11 protein-coding genes are annotated in these 16465 nt (G+C 74.2%); 9 read left to right on the plus strand and 2 right to left on the minus strand.

The window, feature by feature from the left end:
* Positions 1-7: 7 nt before the first annotated feature.
* On the plus strand, positions 8-3241 hold the full coding sequence (locus OG294_RS25270) for an ATP-dependent DNA helicase (RefSeq protein WP_327068836.1): 3234 nt from the start codon (positions 8-10) through the stop codon (positions 3239-3241).
* A gap of 280 nt (positions 3242-3521) precedes the next feature.
* Positions 3522-4649 (plus strand): PP2C family protein-serine/threonine phosphatase, encoded by a 1128-nt coding sequence (locus tag OG294_RS25275; protein WP_327068837.1) that lies wholly within the window; start codon positions 3522-3524, stop codon positions 4647-4649.
* Positions 4650-4660: 11 nt separating this feature from the next.
* On the opposite strand, the gene OG294_RS25280 is transcribed toward OG294_RS25275, so the two are convergent.
* Positions 4661-5632 (minus strand): endonuclease/exonuclease/phosphatase family protein, encoded by a 972-nt coding sequence (locus tag OG294_RS25280; protein WP_327068838.1) that lies wholly within the window; start codon positions 5630-5632, stop codon positions 4661-4663.
* Positions 5633-5702: 70 nt separating this feature from the next.
* Between OG294_RS25280 and OG294_RS25285 the strand changes: the two genes are divergently transcribed.
* The 6 genes from OG294_RS25285 to OG294_RS25310 all read left to right on the plus strand — a co-directional run bounded on the left by OG294_RS25285 (position 5703) and on the right by OG294_RS25310 (position 13497).
* Positions 5703-6314 carry a PadR family transcriptional regulator gene (locus OG294_RS25285; RefSeq protein ID WP_327068839.1) on the plus strand — a complete coding sequence of 204 codons (612 nt, stop codon included), beginning with the start codon at positions 5703-5705 and terminating at the stop codon, positions 6312-6314.
* On the plus strand, positions 6311-7084 hold the full coding sequence (locus tag OG294_RS25290; protein ID WP_327068840.1) for an ABC transporter ATP-binding protein: 774 nt from the start codon (positions 6311-6313) through the stop codon (positions 7082-7084). Before OG294_RS25285 ends, OG294_RS25290 begins: the two co-directional genes overlap by 4 nt.
* Positions 7081-9870, plus strand: a complete 2790-nt coding sequence (locus OG294_RS25295; RefSeq protein WP_327068841.1) for an FtsX-like permease family protein — start codon at positions 7081-7083, stop codon at positions 9868-9870. The genes OG294_RS25290 and OG294_RS25295 overlap by 4 nt, the downstream gene beginning before the upstream one ends.
* A gap of 95 nt (positions 9871-9965) precedes the next feature.
* Entirely contained in the window at positions 9966-11378 is a 1413-nt protein-coding gene (locus tag OG294_RS25300) for a dipeptidase (protein ID WP_327068842.1), read from the plus strand.
* A gap of 53 nt (positions 11379-11431) precedes the next feature.
* Complete coding sequence (gene nudC, locus OG294_RS25305) at positions 11432-12364, plus strand: NAD(+) diphosphatase (protein WP_327071656.1); 933 nt, start codon at positions 11432-11434, stop codon at positions 12362-12364.
* 248 nt (positions 12365-12612) lie between these two features.
* A complete protein-coding gene (locus OG294_RS25310) occupies positions 12613-13497 on the plus strand; it encodes a GntR family transcriptional regulator (protein ID WP_327068843.1) in 885 nt (294 codons plus the stop codon).
* Positions 13498-13522: 25 nt separating this feature from the next.
* Here the strand turns inward: OG294_RS25310 and OG294_RS25315 are convergent, their stop codons facing one another.
* A complete protein-coding gene (locus tag OG294_RS25315) occupies positions 13523-13777 on the minus strand; it encodes a mycoredoxin (RefSeq protein WP_327068844.1) in 255 nt (84 codons plus the stop codon).
* Positions 13778-14088: 311 nt separating this feature from the next.
* Here OG294_RS25315 and OG294_RS25320 point away from each other — a divergent pair, with 311 nt between their 5' ends.
* Positions 14089-16332, plus strand: coding sequence for an ATP-dependent DNA helicase UvrD2 (locus OG294_RS25320; RefSeq protein WP_327071657.1), 2244 nt, complete (start codon positions 14089-14091; stop codon positions 16330-16332).
* Positions 16333-16465 lie beyond the last annotated feature (133 nt).

Raw genomic sequence — 16465 nt, forward strand, 5'->3', positions numbered from 1 at the left:
GGTTACCGTGGCTGCCATGCTCACCCACCCCGACCAGCTCAAGGAGCTGCTCGGCATCCCCTTCAACCGGGAGCAGATGCTGGCCATCGGCGCCCCGCTGGAGCCTGCCGTGATCGTGGCCGGGGCGGGTTCGGGCAAGACCACGGTGATGGCGGCCCGGGTGGTCTGGCTGGTGGGTTCGGGCGCGGTGCGCCCCGAGCAGGTGCTCGGCCTGACCTTCACCAACAAGGCGGCCGCCGAGCTGGCCGAGCGGGTGCGCACCGCGCTGGCCAGGGCCGGGCTGCGCGAGGGCGGCCCGGCGGAGGCCGGCGGGCCCGAGGGGAGCGGACCGGACGGCGGCGAGCCGGAGATCTCCACCTACCACGCCTTCGCCGGCCGCCTGCTCAAGGAGCACGGCCTGCGGATCGGCATCGAGCCGGACGTGCGGCTGCTCGCCGACGCCACCCGGTTCCAGCTCGCCGCCCGGGTGCTGCGCTCGGCGCGCGGGCCGTTCCCGCACCTCAAGGACCGCTTCGCGGCCCTGGTCGGCGAGCTGACCGCGCTCGACGCCGAGCTGGCCGAGCACCTGGTCGAGCCCGACGAGCTGCGGGCCTTCGACACCGCGCTGCTGGACGAGCTGGCCGTGGCCAAGCTGACCAACCAGGAGCTGCGGGACATCCCCGAGACCGCCCGGGGCCGGCTGGAGCTGCTCACCCTGGTGGAGGAGTACCGCCGCCGCAAGCGCGCGGCCGGCCTGATGGACTTCGGCGACCAGATCGCCGCCTCGGCCCGCCTCGCCCAGCAGCGCCCCGAGGTCGGCCGGCTGCTGCGCGAGCAGTACCAGGTGGTGCTGCTGGACGAGTACCAGGACACCTCGGTGGCCCAGCGCCTGCTGCTCGCCGGGCTCTTCGGCGCCACGCCGGCCCACCGCGGCGGCCACCCGGTCACCGCCGTCGGCGACCCCTGCCAGGCCATCTACGGCTGGCGCGGCGCCTCGGTGGCCAACCTGGACGACTTCCCCGCCCACTTCCCCAAGGCCGACGCGAGCCCGGCCGCCCGCTACGCGCTGAGCGAGAACCGCCGCAGCGGCGGGCGCCTGCTGGCCTTCGCCAACGGGCTGGCCGCGCCGCTGCGGGCGCGCCACGAGGGCGTCGAGGCGTTGCGTGCGGCCCCGGGCGCGGAGCTCGACGGGTTCGTCCGGCTCGCCCTGCTGCCCACGCACGCCGAGGAGATCGACTGGCTGGCCGACTCGATCGCCCACCTGGTGCGCACCGGCACCGCGCCCGGTTCGATCGCGGTGCTCTGCCGCGGCGGCGCGGCCTTCCCCGACATCCACGCGGCGCTGGTGGCCCGCGAGGTCCCGGTCGAGGTGGTGGGCCTGGGCGGGCTGCTCCAGCTGCCCGAGGTGGCCGACCTGGTCGCGGTCTGCGAGGTGCTGCAGGACCCGACCGCCAACGCCGCCCTGGTCCGGCTGCTGATCGGCCCGCGCTGGCGGATCGGCCCGCGCGACCTGGCGCTGCTCGGCCGGCGCGCGGCCGAGCTGGTGCGGGCCGTGCGGCCGCAGGCACCGGACGCGCTGGCCGCCGCCGTCGCCGAGACCGACCCGACGGAGGTGGTCTCGCTCTGCGACGCGCTGGAGACCTTCGTCAGCCCGGGCGAGCAGCCGGACGAGCTGCCCTTCTCGGCGGAGGCCCGGACCCGCTTCGCCCACCTGGCCAGGGAGATCCGCGACCTGCGCCGGGCGCTGGCCGAGCCGCTGATGGACGTGCTGCACCGGGTGCTCGCCGTCACCGGTCTCGACGTCGAGCTGTCCGCCTCGCCGCTGGCACTGGCCGCCCGCCGGCGCGAGACCCTGCAGGCCTTCCTGGACGTCGCGGCCGGCTTCGCCGACCTGGACGGCGATCCGGGCCTGTCCGCCTTCCTGGGCTTCCTGCGGGCCGCCGAGGAGTACGACCGCGGCCTGGACAGCAGCCTCCCGGGCGGCGAGGACACCGTGAAGGTGCTCACCGCGCACAAGGCCAAGGGCCTGGAGTGGGAGGTGGTGGCGCTGCCCGGGCTGGTCAGGGGCGCCTTCCCGAGCAGCCGCGGCCGGGAGCGCTGGACCAGCCGGCGACCGGTGCTGCCCTACCCGCTGCGCGGCGACGCGGCCACCCTGCCCGCCGTCGGGAGCTGGACGGCCAAGGGCATGACCGCCTTCAAGGCGGCGCTGAAGGACCAGACCGTCACCGAGGAGCTGCGGCTCGGCTATGTCGCGGTGACCCGTCCGCGTTCGCTGCTGCTGGCCGGCGGCCACTGGTGGGGGCCGACCCAGAGCACCGTGCGCGGCCCCTCCGAGTACCTGGAGCAGTTGCGCGATCACGCCGAGCGGCCCGGTGCGGGCGAGATCGAGCACTGGGCCGAGCCGCCCGTCGAGGGGGCCGAGAACCCGGCGCTGCGGCGGGCCGGTGACACGCCCTGGCCGCTGCCGCTGGACCCGGGCGCCCAGCTGGCCCGCCGCCGGGTGGCCGAGGTGGTCAACCGGCGCCTGGCCGGTGCCCCGGCGCCCGCGCCCGAGCGGCTGGCGCCCGAGGAGCAGCGCCAGGTGGACTCCTGGGACCGCGACCTGACCGCGCTGCTCGGCGAGCTGGAGCGGGCCCGGCGCACAGGCCGCGAGGTGCCGCTGCCCCCCGCGCTCTCGGCCACCCAGCTGATGCGGCTGGCCGCCGACCCGGACGGCCTGGCGCAGGAGCTGGCCCGCCCGATGCCCCGGCCCCCGGCCACCGCGGCCCGCCGCGGCACCCGGTTCCACGCGTGGATCCAGGCCCAGTACGCCCCGCTGCCGCTGCTGGAGCCCGACGCCCTGCCGGGGCTGGAGGACGACGAGATCGAGGACGAGCGTGATCTTGAACACCTCAAGGAGGCCTTCCTGCGCGGCCCCTACGCGAACCGGCGGCCCTTCCGGGTCGAGGCGCCGGTGCAGCTGGTGCTCGCCGGGCGGGTGGTGCGCGGCCGGATCGACGCGGTGTACCGCGAGCGTGACGACGACTGTGGGTCACGAGGCGGGTACCGCTACGAGGTGGTGGACTGGAAGACCGGCCATCTGGAGCGGGCCGATCCGCTCCAGCTCGCCATCTACCGGGTGGCCTGGGCCGAGCAGCTCGGCCTGCCGCTGGAGCAGGTCACCGCGGCCTTCTGCTACGTCCGCAGCGGCCGGATCGAGCGGCCGCCAGGACTTCCCGACCGGAACGTGTTGGAAATGCTTCTGATCGGGAAGAGTGACTAATAGGTCACAGAGAGCATCCAACTCGTCACGGAGTCGCGCGAAACCGATGCGTCGTGCACGTTTCGCGCCTATTGTGGGGTCGGTAACCGGTCACCCGCGTCTGCTCGGCCGCCGGACAGGCCCCATTTCCTCACCCTCAGTCATCGCCGCAGGTGCCCAAGCGGGCGCCAGGCGCCTTCTGCTGGAGACACCTAAGTTGAGCGCCACCGGGAAGTTGAGCGCGACCGGATGGTTCAGAGACCGGCTGGCCGGTCCGACCCGGGGCCCGGCCACCGTTCGCGTGACGGGGACCTGGCCCAGGACAGCACTCGCCCTGCCGTTCATCGGCATGGCCCTGGTGGCCTGCCTGGACTACTTCAGCACCACCGAGGTCACGGTCGAGCCCGCCCTCACCGCCGTGCCGGCGCTGGCCGCGATCGTCAGCCGCCGGGTCTGGTACCCGATCCTGACCGGCTTCCTGGCCGAGATCGCCGCCTTCGCCCTGGCCGGCTACAACCACGTGCTCGGCGAGTCCGTGCACAGCGCCACGGTCTTCGCGGTCGCGCTGGTCACCGCGATCAGCTGGGTCAGCGCCACCCTGCGGGTCCGCCAGGAGCAGGCGCTGGCCGATGCCCAGCTGGTGGCCGAGATCGCCCGCCGGGTGCTGCTGCGCTCGGTGCCCGACCGGGTGGGCAGCGTGCGGGCCGCCGTGCACTACGCCGCCGCCGCCGCGCACGCCCGGATCGGCGGTGACCTTTACGAGGTGGTCAACACCCGGCACGGCGTGCGCGCGGTCGTCGGTGACGTGCGGGGCAAGGGGCTGGGAGCGGTGGAGACCGCCGCGGCCGTGCTGGGTGCCTTCCGCGAGGCGGCGCACCAGGAGCCGGCCCTGGACAAGGTGGCCGGCTGGCTGGCCGTCAGCCTGGACCGGGCCCTGCACGAGCACGAGCACCCCGGGGTCGAGGAGGAGTTCGTCACCCTGGTGCTGATCGGGGTCGCGCCGGACGGCAGCGCCGAGATCGTCAACTGCGGCCACCCGGCGCCGCTGCTGCTGGGCGGCGACGGCGTGGTGCGCGTGCTGGAGCTGGCGGAGACGGTGCCGCCGCTGGGCGTGCTCGATCCGGACCAGGTCGCGCCGCCGGTGCAACGGGTGCCCTTCGCACCCGGCGACCGGGTGCTGCTCTTCACCGACGGCGTGATCGAGGCGCGCGACCGGGCCGGCCAGTTCTACCCGCTGGCCGAGCGGCTGCCCGTCTGCGCGACGGGCGGCCCGGTGGAGGTGCTGCACCGGCTGCACGCCGACGTGGTGCGCCACGTCGGCAAGCAGCTCGGCGACGACGCGGCGATGCTGCTGCTGCAGTACGAGCCGGTGCTGGGCGGCGCCCCGCAGCAGCTGCCGCACCAGAACGGCCGGCTGGCCCGCCAGTAGTCGTCAGCCCCTCAGAGGTCGACCTCCACCAGCAGCGGCCGGTGGTCCGAGACCCCGACCCGGGGCGCCGAGACGGTGCCCACCGCCGTGCGCGGCACACCGACCGCGAGCACGTGGTCGAACTGCACGGTCGGGCGGTGCGAGGGGTAGGTGGGGGTGCGGGCCAGGTCGTGCCAGCCGCGCAGCCGCGGCCCCGCCTCGCGCGCGGCCCGGCGGCGCGCACTCGGCAGCGGGCGCGGGTAGCGGACGGCCCGCGCCTCGCGCGGACGGCGGCCCGCGGCCGGTGAGCGGTCCAGCGCGGTGGCCCCGCCGAGCACGGTGCGCGGCACCGGGCCGACCAGGTTGAAGTCGCCGAGCACCAGGTAGGGCCTGGGCAGATCGGCGATCCAGCGGCGGATGCCGGCCAGCTGGGCCATGTTCCAGCCCGGGACGAACGACAGGTGGGTGGCGACCACGGTGAACGGACCGCGCTCGCCGGTGAGGACCGCCGCCAGCGCCGCGCGCGGCTCGTCCGGCACCGGGGTCAGCCCGCGCCGGCCCGCCACCCGCAGCGGCAGCCCGAACGGGGCCGGTGCGAACCGCCGGGCGCGCCAGTGCTGCACCGGCAGCCGGGTGAGCAGGGTGGTGCCGTAGGAGGGCAGGTCGGTGGCGCTGTCCAGCTCCTCGGGCCCGTAGACCCGCAGGCCGGGGACCGCCGGGTCGCGCAGCCAGCCGGCCACCGGCGCGGGGCGGCCGTGCAGCGCGGCGGCGAACCGCCAGTCGCCGGCGCCCATCGCGGCGGCGGCCACCGCGCTCTGGTCGCTCAGGCCGGAACGCTGCTGGTAGCGGTCCACCTCCTGGAGCGCCAGCACGTCGGCGTCCAGCGCGGCGATCGCCTCGTGCAGCGGGTCGTCGGCCTGGTCCGGGTAGGGCAGGGGGCTGCCGTCGGCGGCCAGCGGCTGGCCGTGCAGCAGGTTGAAGGTCGCGATGCGAAGCGGGCTCACCTTGGCGACGGTACGCCAGGAAGGTGGCGAAGCTTGAGAGTGAACTGCATACCAGGTATACATACCTGGTATGTCCATCAGACACGGTCTGCTCGCCCTGCTCGATCAGGGGCCCCGTTACGGCTACCAGTTGCGCACCGAGTTCGAGGCGAGGACCGGTGCCACCTGGCCACTCAATGTCGGCCAGGTCTACACCACCCTCAACCGCCTGGAGCGCGACGGCCTGGTCGTTCCCGACGGGGAGGACGAGGATGGGCACCTGTTCTACGCCGTCACTGAGAAGGGACGTGCGGAACTGCGTGCCTGGTTCGACAGCCCGGTGCCGCGGACCAATCCGCCCCGGGACGAACTGGCGATCAAGCTCGCCATGGCGGTGACCGTGCCCGGCGTCGACGTCCAGGCCGTGGTCCAGGCCCAGCGCCGGCACAGCATCCAGGCGCTGCAGGACTACACCCGGCTCAAGGCCCGGGCGCTGGCGGGCGAGAGCGCCGCCGGCGCCGCCCAGGGGGCCGAGCTGGCCTGGCTGCTGGTGCTGGAGCAGCTGATCTTCCAGGCCGAGGCCGAGGTCCGCTGGCTGGACCACTGCGAGACCCGGCTCGCCGCCCACCGGGCCCAGCCCGCCGCGGCCCCGGACGCGGTGCCCGCTCGCCGCCGTGTCAAGGAACAGCTGGGGGAACGTTGAACCGTACGCCGTCCCGCGACCGCACCGAGCCCGTGCTGCACCTGGAGCAGGTGAACCGGGTCCACGGCCAGGGCGCCGCCGAGGTTCACGCCCTGCGCGGCGTGAACCTGCAGGTCCATCCGGGTGAGTTCGTCGCCGTGATGGGCCCCTCGGGTTCCGGCAAGTCCACCCTGCTCACGCTGGCCGGCGGGCTGGACAGCCCGACCAGCGGGCGGGTCCTGGTGGAGGGGCGGTCGCTGGGCGACCTCTCGCGCCGCAAGCTGGCCGAGGTCCGCCGCCGCTCGGTCGGCTACGTCTTCCAGGACTACAACCTGATACCGGCGCTGACGGCGCTGGAGAACATCATGCTGCCGCGCGAACTGGACGGGGTGTCCACCCGCGCCGCCCGCCGCGAGGCGGCCACGTCGCTGGAGGAGATGGGCATCGCCGACCTGGCGAACCGCTTCCCCGAGGACATGTCGGGCGGCCAGCAGCAGCGGGTGGCGATCGCCCGCGCGCTGATCGGCGAGCGCCGCCTGGTGCTGGCCGACGAGCCCACCGGCGCACTGGACTCCGCCACCGGCGAGACCGTGCTGGCCGTGCTGCGCAACCGCTGCGACGCGGGCGCCGCCGCCATGATGGTCACCCACGAGGCCCGGCACGCCGCCTGGGCGGACCGGGTGGTCTTCCTGCGCGACGGCCGGCTGGTCGACGAGACCGGTCGGCAGGACGCCGACAGCCTGCTCGTCACGGCCGCGACCAACAGCCTGAAGCGGCCGGTGGCCGAGTGAGGAAGTTCCTCTCCTGGAAGGTCGCGCTGCGCATCGCCCGCCGCGACGCGCTGCGCGCCAAGGGCCGCAGCCTGCTGGTGCTGGCCATGATCGCGCTGCCGGTGCTCGGCGTCACCGGCATCGACGTGGTCTACCACAGCAGCACCCTGACCCCCGCCGAGCAGCTCGACCGCGGGCAGGGCCGCGCCGACCTGCTGCTCGCTTCGCACCTGCGCGGCGGCACCGTCCAGCAGGCACCGCTCCCCAGCGAGGGCGAGTTCGACGAACCCCCCGCCGCGACGCTCACCCCCCAGCAGCAGCGCAGCGTGCAGACCGACCCGGCCGTGCTGGCCGCCCAGTTGCTGCCGCCCGGCTCGGTGCTGGTCCCGCTGCAGAAGAGCCAGGGCCTGCAGGCCGGCACCGCGCACGGACAGCTGCAGACCGTGGCGACCGAGGCCGACCTGACCGACCCGATCTGGCACGGCAAGATCAACCTGATTCACGGTCATGCCCCGGTGGACGGCGGACAGATCGCCGTCACGCAGCGCTTCCTGGACGACTCCGGCCTCGAGCTCGGCGGCACCACCAGGCTGCAGGGCCTGGGCGAGGCGCCCTTCACCATCACCGGGGTGGTCGAGTACCCGGACGAGCTCGGGCTCAACGCCATGGTCGCGCGCCCCGGCGCGCTGAGCGGCGGGCAGCCCTCGGACGCCTCCCCGGTCACCGGCTGGCTGGTGCGACTGCCGGCCGGCGCCACCGTCGACTGGGCCAAGGTCCAGGAACTGAACCAGTACGGCTTCGTGGCCACCTCGCGCAGCGTGGTGCTGAACCCGCCGGCCCGCTCCCAGGTGCCGTACTACGTCCAGCACGGCAACGTGTCGGGCGACAGCTACTTCAACCGGACCACCGTGGTGGTGCTGGTCACCGTCGCCGGCATGGCGCTGCTGGAGATCGTGCTGCTGGCGGGCCCTGCCTTCGCCGTCGGGGCCCGGCGCTCCCGGCGGCAGTTGGGTCTGCTGGCCGCCGCCGGTGGTGACCAGGCGCAGGTGCGCGCGGTGGTGCTGGGCGGCGGGGTGGTGCTGGGCCTGGCCGGGGCGGCGGTCGGCGTGCTGCTGGCCGTGCTGCTCGTGGCGGTCACCCGGCCGTGGACCGAACCGATGGCCGGCCGTCGGTTCGGAGCGCTGCGGGTGCTCCCGCTCGACCTGCTCGGCATCATCGCGATCGGGCTGGCCACCGGGCTGCTCGCCGCCGTCGTGCCGGCCTTCCAGGCCTCCCGGCAGGACGTGGTGGCCGCGCTCACCGGCCGGGGCGGGGTCAAGCCGCCGTCCAGGAAGCTCACCCTGCTGGGGCTGCTGATGCTGACCGGCGGGGCGGCGCTTGCCCTGCTCGGCGCGACCCGTGGGCTGGGCGCCCGTAGCGCGACGGTGCTCGGCGGCTCGATGATCGCCGAGCTGGGCATGGTCGCCTGCACCCCGATGGTGGTCGGGCTCTTCGGCAAGCTGGGTCGCTGGCTGCCGCTGGGCCCCCGACTGGCGCTGCGCGACTCGGTGCGCCACCGCGGCCGGACCGCGCCGGCGGTGGCCGCCGTGATGGCGGCGGTGGCCGGGGCCGTCGCGGTGGGGATCTACACCGCGAGCGCCGACGAGGCGAGCCGGCAGTCCTACCAGCCTTCGGCGCCGAGCAAGGGGGTCACCCTGTCCTTCTACAACGCCGCCGTGGGCAGCCCGGCGGTCTTCGCCGACCAGCGCGCCGCGGTCGAGCGCTCCATCCCGGACCTGGGGCCCCGCGCCGACATCAGCACCACGCGCTACCCCGTGGGGTGCGATGCGACCCACAACCGGTGCGGGCTCGTGCTGGCCGAGGCGTCACCGGCCCAGCGCTGCCCCTTGGAGGACGGCCAGAGGCACAGTCCGGCGGAGTACGACCAGTCCCGGAGCGACCCGCGCTGTGCGGACACCATGCTGTCCCACGGTGCCTTCGGCTCGCTGGTGGTCGGCGACGCCACCGTGCTGCGCACCTTCTTCGGCCTGCACGACAGCGCCGCCGAGCAGGCGGCGGCCGACGGCCGGGTGCTGGTCTTCGACCAGCGGATGCTGCAGGACGGCAAGGCCTACCTGCGGCTCGAGGAACCCTACTCGCAGTCCCAGCAGGCCCCCTTTGGGCCGCCGCCGAGCCACGAGATCACGGCGGACGCCATGCTGGCGTCGCTCCCGAACTCACTCGGGGGGATGTTCATGACCCCGCAGACAGCCGTCCGGCTCGGGCTCGGCACCGCCGACGCGGGCTCGGTCTGGGTGCCGCCGGCGATGCCGAAGTCGGCCGCCGAGCAGCACGCCCGCGCGCAGGTCGCGGCCGTCAGTCAGCAGGGCTGGGACCTGCAGGTCGAGCGCGGCTACCAGACGCAGCACGGCCTGATGGAGCTCGGTTTGACCGGCTTCGCCGTCCTGGTGGCGCTGGGTGCGGCGGGCATCGCCACCGGGCTGGCCTCCGCCGACTCGCAGCAGGACCTGACCACGCTGGCCGCGGTCGGCGCGGCGCCGCGGATCCGGCGCACGCTCTCCGGCTTCCAGTGCGGGGTGATCGCGGCGATGGGCGCGGTGCTCGGCACGGTCTGCGGGATGGTGCCGGCGGTGGCGCTGCGACGGGTCGACGGGACAGCCGCCTCGCCGATCGACCACGCGCACACGGTGATCGCCTTCCCCTGGGCGAACATCGCGCTGACCCTGGTCGGTCTGCCGCTGCTGGCCGTGCTGCTGGCCGCCCTGCTGACCCGCTCGCGGATCGTCCTGCTGCGGCGGGCCGGCTAGCGGCCGCGGCGGGTGATGGAGGTTACATGTCGCTGTGGTCCCGGGTCGCGGACCACAGCGACACGTGGCAGGTCGGGCGAACTAAAGTCGTCCGTATGACGAAAACCCCGGACAGCGTCGTCCGTTCCTTCATCGATCAGCACCAGGCCGGCTTCCTGGCCGACCTGGCCGACTGGCTGCGCATCCCGTCGGTCTCGGCCGACCCGGAGCGGGCCGGCGACGTGCGCCGGTCGGCCGAGTGGCTGGTGGCCAAGCTGCGCGAGACCGGGTTCCCGGTCGCGGAGGTCTGGGAGTCCGACGGGCTGCCCGCGGTCTTCGCCGAGTGGCCCTCGGGCGAGGCCGACGCGCCCACCGTGCTGGTCTACGGCCACCACGACGTGCAGCCCGCCGCCAAGGCGGACGGCTGGGACACCGAGCCGTTCGAGCCGGTGACCATCGGCAACCGGCTCTACGCCCGCGGCGCCGCCGACGACAAGGGCCAGGTGTTCTTCCATACCCTGGGCCTGCGCGCGCACCTGGCCGCCACCGGACGGACCGCGCCGGCCGTCAACCTCAAGCTGCTGATCGAGGGCGAGGAGGAGTCCGGCTCACCGAACTTCAGCGCGCTGATCCGTCGTCAGGCCGAGCGGCTCGCCGCCGACCTGGTCTTCGTCTCGGACACCGGGATGTGGAGCGAGACCACGCCCACCGTCTGCACCGGCATGCGCGGCAAGGCCGACTGCCAGATCGACCTGTACGGCCCGGACAGCGACATCCACTCCGGCTCCTTCGGCGGTGCGGTGCCCAACCCGGCCGCCACCGCCGCCGAGCTGGCGTCCGCGCTGCACGACGCCGAGCGGCGGGTCGCGGTGCCCGGCTTCTACGACGGCGTGGTCGAGCTGACCGGGCACGAGCGCGAGCTCTTCGCCAAGCTGCCCTTCGACGAGGAGGGCTGGCTGCGCACCGCGAAGTCGCACGGCACCCAGGGCGAGGCCGGCTACTCGACCCTGGAGCGGGTCTGGGCCCGGCCCACCGCCGAGGTCAACGGCCTCTGGGGCGGCTACACCGGCCCGGGCAGCAAGACCATCGTGCCGGCCGAGGCGCACCTCAAGATCTCCTTCCGGCTGGTCGCCGGGCAGGACACCGAGCGGGTCGAGCAGGCGATTGCCGACTGGGTGGCCGGGCAGCTGCCGGACGGCATCCGGCACGAGATCACCTTCCGGGCCGCGACCCGTCCCTGCCTGACCCCGCTGGACCACCCGGCGCTGCAGTCCACCGTGCGGGCGATGGGCCGGGCCTTCGAGCAGGAGATCCTCTTCACCCGCGAGGGTGGTTCCGGGCCGGCCGCCGACCTGCAGGACGTGCTCGGGGCGCCGGTGCTCTTCCTCGGCATCTCGGTGCCCTCGGACGGCTGGCACTCCATCAACGAGAAGGTCGAACTCGACCTGCTGCGCAAGGGGGTGGAGGCCGCCGCCTACCTGTGGGGCGACCTCGCCGAGAACTACCGGCTGCCCGCCGCCGGCCGCTGACGTGCCGGCTCAACTGACGTATCTCGGATCGGGGACGGATCGACGTGAGCACCATGCCTGACACCGAACAGCCGCTGGGGCCCGTGCTGGCCAGGGCCGGGGTGGACCGGGCGGCCCAGCACCGCCTGGACGAGCCGTGGCTGGCGGCCGCCTGGAGCCATCCCAGCACCAAGGTGCTGCCGATCGCCGGTGGCGAGGCTTTCGTGGTGGACACCGAGACCGGCACCGAGCTGGTCCTGCTGCCCTCCTTCGAGGCGCCGCAGACCGGTGACCGCTACTTCCTGGGCACCGACGCGGACGGCGTGTCCTACTTCGCGCTGGCCGGTGAGACGCTGCCGGGGCGCCTCGACGGCGACGCGCGCCCGGCCGGGCTGCGCGAGGTCGGCGCCACCCTCTCCGACCGCGACGCCGGGCTGCTGGTGCACGCGGTGGCCCTGGAGCACTGGCACCGGCTGCACAGCTTCTGCTCGCGCTGCGGGCACCCGACGGAGAAGGCCGGTGCGGGCCACCTGCGCCGCTGCACCTCCTGCGCGGCCGAGCACTACCCGCGCACCGACCCGGCGGTGATCATGGTGATCACCGACGAGCAGGACCGCTGCCTGCTGGGCCGTCAGGCGCTCTGGCCGGAGGGCCGCTGGTCGACGCTGGCCGGCTTCGTCGAGCCGGGCGAGTCGATCGAGCAGGCGGTGGCCCGCGAGGTGCTGGAGGAGGCCGGCGTGCGGGTCGGTGAGGTCAGCTACGTGGCCAGCCAGCCGTGGCCGTTCCCGGCCAGCCTGATGCTGGGCTTCGTCGGCAAGGCCGAGCCGGGCGGCACCGCGATCACGGTGGACGGCGAGGAGCTGGCCGAGGCGCGCTGGTTCTCCCGGGAGGAGCTGCGGGCCGGCATGGAGTCCGGCGAGATCCTGCCGCCCTCGGGGATCTCGATCGCCCGGCACCTGATCGAGCGCTGGTACGGCGGGCCGATGCCGAGCGCTGCGCGCTGGTAGCGGACGGGGGCGCGGCCTCGGCGGCGCCCCGCACAGGAGTGGAAATAGCGCGGGGGGCGTGTGGGAAATAACCCACGCCCCCCGTTGTCTTGCCGCGCGCTCGAACGGTCACAGGTCCGGGAGTATTGGGTGTCTGTGCAGGTCAGATACCCTGTCTCGATCTTCTGATCAATTTCCCGGCGGGCAATCATGGCCAATTATGGGCGGTTTAGCTGAAATGCCCCGGCCGGCGTCGCTACATTCCCAGGGTGACCATCTCCAGTGGAAGCGTTCCGTCCCCCAAGTACCAGCGACTGGCCGCCGACCTGCGCCGCCGGATCGCGGCCGGAGAGTGGCGCGGCGACACCGCCCTCCCGGTGGAGTCCGAACTGGAGCAGCAGTACGGCGTGGCCCGCAACACCGTCCGCCTGGCGGTCGACGTGCTGGTCAACGAGGGGCGGCTGGTGCGGCTGCAAGGCAAGGGCACCTTCCTGCGTGAACACCCGGTGCTGGACCACTGGGCCTTCGGGCCGCCGCTGACCGCCTCGCCGGTGGACGCGGTGGCGCACCAGGCCGTGGGGCCGGCGGCGGAGCTGCTGTCGCCCGGCCGCGCCGGGCCGGCCCCTGCGGTGCCCGCGCAGCGCAACGGCCTGGCATCGCCCAGCGCCGTCTACAGCGTCGAGGCGGACGCGGCCGGCCGGTCGCTGACGGCCGAGTTCGAGATGCTCATCGTGCGAGCCCGGGTGGACATCGCCGAGCGCCTGGGGCTGCGGCCCGGCGAAGCGGTGGTGGTCCGCCGCCAGCTGCGGCTGATGGACCGCGAGCCCTACTCGATCGAGGAGAGCCACTACCGGGCCGGGGTGGCGGCCGGGACGGCGCTGATGGAGCCCGACCCGGTGCCGGGCGGGGACGAGGCGGTGCTGGCGGCGCTGGGGCGCAGCGAGATCGGGGCGGTGGACCAGCTGGTCTCCCGGATGCCCGGGCCCGAGGAGGCGCAGTGGTTCCAGGGCGGGCCCGGGGTGCCGCTGCTGGTGCAGACCCGGGTCACCTACGACCGGCGCGGACCGGTCCGGGTGATCGAGACCCGCTACTCGGCGGACCGCTGCCGGCTCGTCTACGGGCTCGGCGAGCTGGCGGCCCGGCCGGTCGGCTGACCGGCCGGGCCGCTCGCAGCCGGCGTCAGGCGGCGAGCGCCTTCTGGACGTCGCGCAGGCTCGGGTTGGTCATCACGGTCTCCTTGCCGCTGGGGGCGACCACCAGGACGGTGGGGACCGTCTGGTTGCCGTCGTTGACCGACTCGACGAACGACGCGGAACCCGGGTCGTGCTCGATGTTGATCTCGGTGTAGCCGATGCCCTCGCGGTCCAGCTGGCTCTTCAGCCGCTGGCAGTAGCCGCACCAGGTCGTGCTGTACATCGTCACGCTGCCGGACATCGAACGGGCTCCTTCGCCATCGGGTGGTCTCGCGCTGCACAACGTACGTGACGGCGCCGCCATTCCTGGCCGACCGGTGGGGCGCGACCCGGGCTGATGGTCGTACCGGGCCTGTGGACAGCGGGCCGTGGGCTGTCGGTGATTCCTGCCAGGATGTCCGGACCGGGCCGATGTGCCCGAACCCGGGCTACTGCGTCCGGCGGGCTGAGAGGATGGAGCCCATGCAGGAAGAGCTGTTGATCGGTAACCACGGCGGCCCCGACGACGGGTACGGCGGCGGGTACGGCGGGCGCCCCGCCGACCCGGACGCCGTGCTGGCCGGGCTCGACCCCGAGCAGCGCTCGGTCGCCACCGCTCTGCACGGGCCCGTCTGCGTGCTCGCGGGTGCCGGCACGGGCAAGACCAGGGCGATCACCCACCGGATCGCCTACGGCGTGCGCAGCGGCGTCTTCCAGCCCCAGCAGGTGCTGGCCGTCACCTTCACCGCCCGGGCGGCCGGCGAGATGCGCGGCCGGCTGCGCCAGCTCGGCGCCGACGGGGTGCAGGCCAGGACCTTCCACGCCGCCGCGCTGCGCCAGCTCCAGTACTTCTGGCCGCGCGCGGTCGGCGGCGAGGTGCCGCGGCTGCTGGAGCGCAAGGTCCAGCTGGTCGCCGAGGCCGCCGGGCGCAGCGGCCTGCGGGTGCAGCGCACCGAGCTGCGCGACCTGACCGGTGAGATCGAGTGGGCCAAGGTCACCCAGATCGTGCCCGACGACTACCCGGTCGCGGTGGGCAAGTCCGGCCGGGAGGCGCCGCGCGATCCCGCCGAGATCGCCCGGGTCTACGCGACCTACGAGCAGACCAAGCGCGACCGCAACGTCATCGACTTCGAGGACGTGCTGCTGCTCACCGCCGCGATCCTGGAGGACCGCCCGGAGATCGCCGAGCGGGTGCGCGCCCAGTACCGCCACTTCACCGTCGACGAGTACCAGGACGTCTCGCCGCTCCAGCAGCGGCTGCTCGACCAGTGGACCGGCGGCGGGGCGGGCGCCAGCCTGTGCGTGGTCGGCGACGCCAGCCAGACCATCTACTCCTTCACCGGCGCCACCCCCGACTACCTGTTGAACTTCCGGGTCAAGCACCCCGACGCCACCGTGGTGAAGCTGATCCGCGACTACCGCTCCACCCCGCAGGTGGTGCACCTGGCCAACGGCCTGCTCGCCCAGGCCCGCGGCGCGGCCGCCCGGCACCGGCTGGAGCTGGTCTCGCAGCGCCCGGCCGGCCCCGAGCCGGTCTACGTCGAGTACGTGGACGAGCCCACCGAGGCCGAGAGCACTGCGCACCGCATCAAGGAGTTGCTCGCCCAGGGCGTGCGGGCCAGCGAGATCGCGGTGCTGTTCCGGACCAACGGCCAGTCCGAGGTCTACGAGCAGGCACTGGCCGATCTCGGCCTGTCCTACCAGCTCAAGGGCGCCGAGCGGTTCTTCGAACGGCCCGAGGTGCGCGAGGCGGGGCTGCTGCTGCGCGGGGCCGCCAGGGCCGGCAGCGATCCGCTGACCGCCGATGCGCCCGACCTCGCCGCCCAGGTGCGCGCCGTGCTGGCCACCCGCGGCTTCACCGCGACGCCGCCGGCCGGCTCCGGTGCGGTGCGCGAGCGGTGGGAGTCGCTGGCCGCGCTGGTCCGCCTCGCCGAGGAGTTCGAGGCCGCCCGGCAGGCGGCCGGCGAGGCAGGCGACCTCGCCGCCTACGTCGCCGAGCTGGACGCGCGGGCCGCGGCCCAGCACGCCCCGGCGGTGGAGGGCGTGACGCTCGCCTCGCTGCACGCCGCCAAGGGCCTGGAGTGGGACGCCGTCTTCCTGGTCGGTCTGACCGAGGGCACGCTGCCGATCATCTACGCCAAGACCGACGAGCAGGTGGAGGAGGAGCGCCGGCTGCTCTACGTCGGGGTGACCCGGGCGCGCGAGCACCTCTCGCTCTCCTGGGCGCTGTCGCGCTCGCCGGGCGGGCGGGCCAGCCGCAAGCCGAGCCGCTTCCTGGACGGCCTGCGGCCGGGTTCCACGGCGGGTGGCTCCCGCGGGGCCGGTCGCGGGGGCGCGGAGGGCGGTGCGGAGCGCTCGGCCGGGCGCCGGGCGCCGCGCGGGCCGGTCAAGTGCCGGGTCTGCGGGCGCACCCTGACCGAGGCGGTGGAGCGCAAGCTGCGCCGCTGCGAGGACTGCCCCTCCCAGATGGACGAGGGCCTGTACGAGCGGCTGCGGGAGTGGCGCTCGCAGCAGGCCAAGGAGCAGGCCGTGCCGGCCTACGTGGTCTTCACCGACGCGACCTTGATGGCGATCGCCGAGGACGCGCCCTCGACCACCGGCGAACTGAGCCTGATCTCGGGCGTCGGCGCCATGAAGCTGGACAAATACGGTGCCGCCGTGCTGTCGTTGTGCTCGGGGGAAGACCCCGGGCAGGCGTCCGCCGAGGCGGAGGAACTCCCGGGTGAAGCCGTCGGCGACCACGCCACGGACGATGCGGAGCAGGCTCCGCAGGAGCTGTCGGGGGAGCCGTTCGAGCCCCCCGCGGACCAGCCCTGAAACTCGCCGGAAAAATAGTTTGCGCGCCGTGCATGAAGCGCAATAGCCTGCCGGAGCGGTCAAGGGGACGCGACCGCGAAGCCGATCGGGAGCACTCCTGAACCGGCTTTCCCCTGCGCATGAACGTATGACC

It is taken from the genome of Kitasatospora sp. NBC_01302, assembly GCF_035976515.1.
Lineage (GTDB): Bacteria > Actinomycetota > Actinomycetes > Streptomycetales > Streptomycetaceae > Kitasatospora.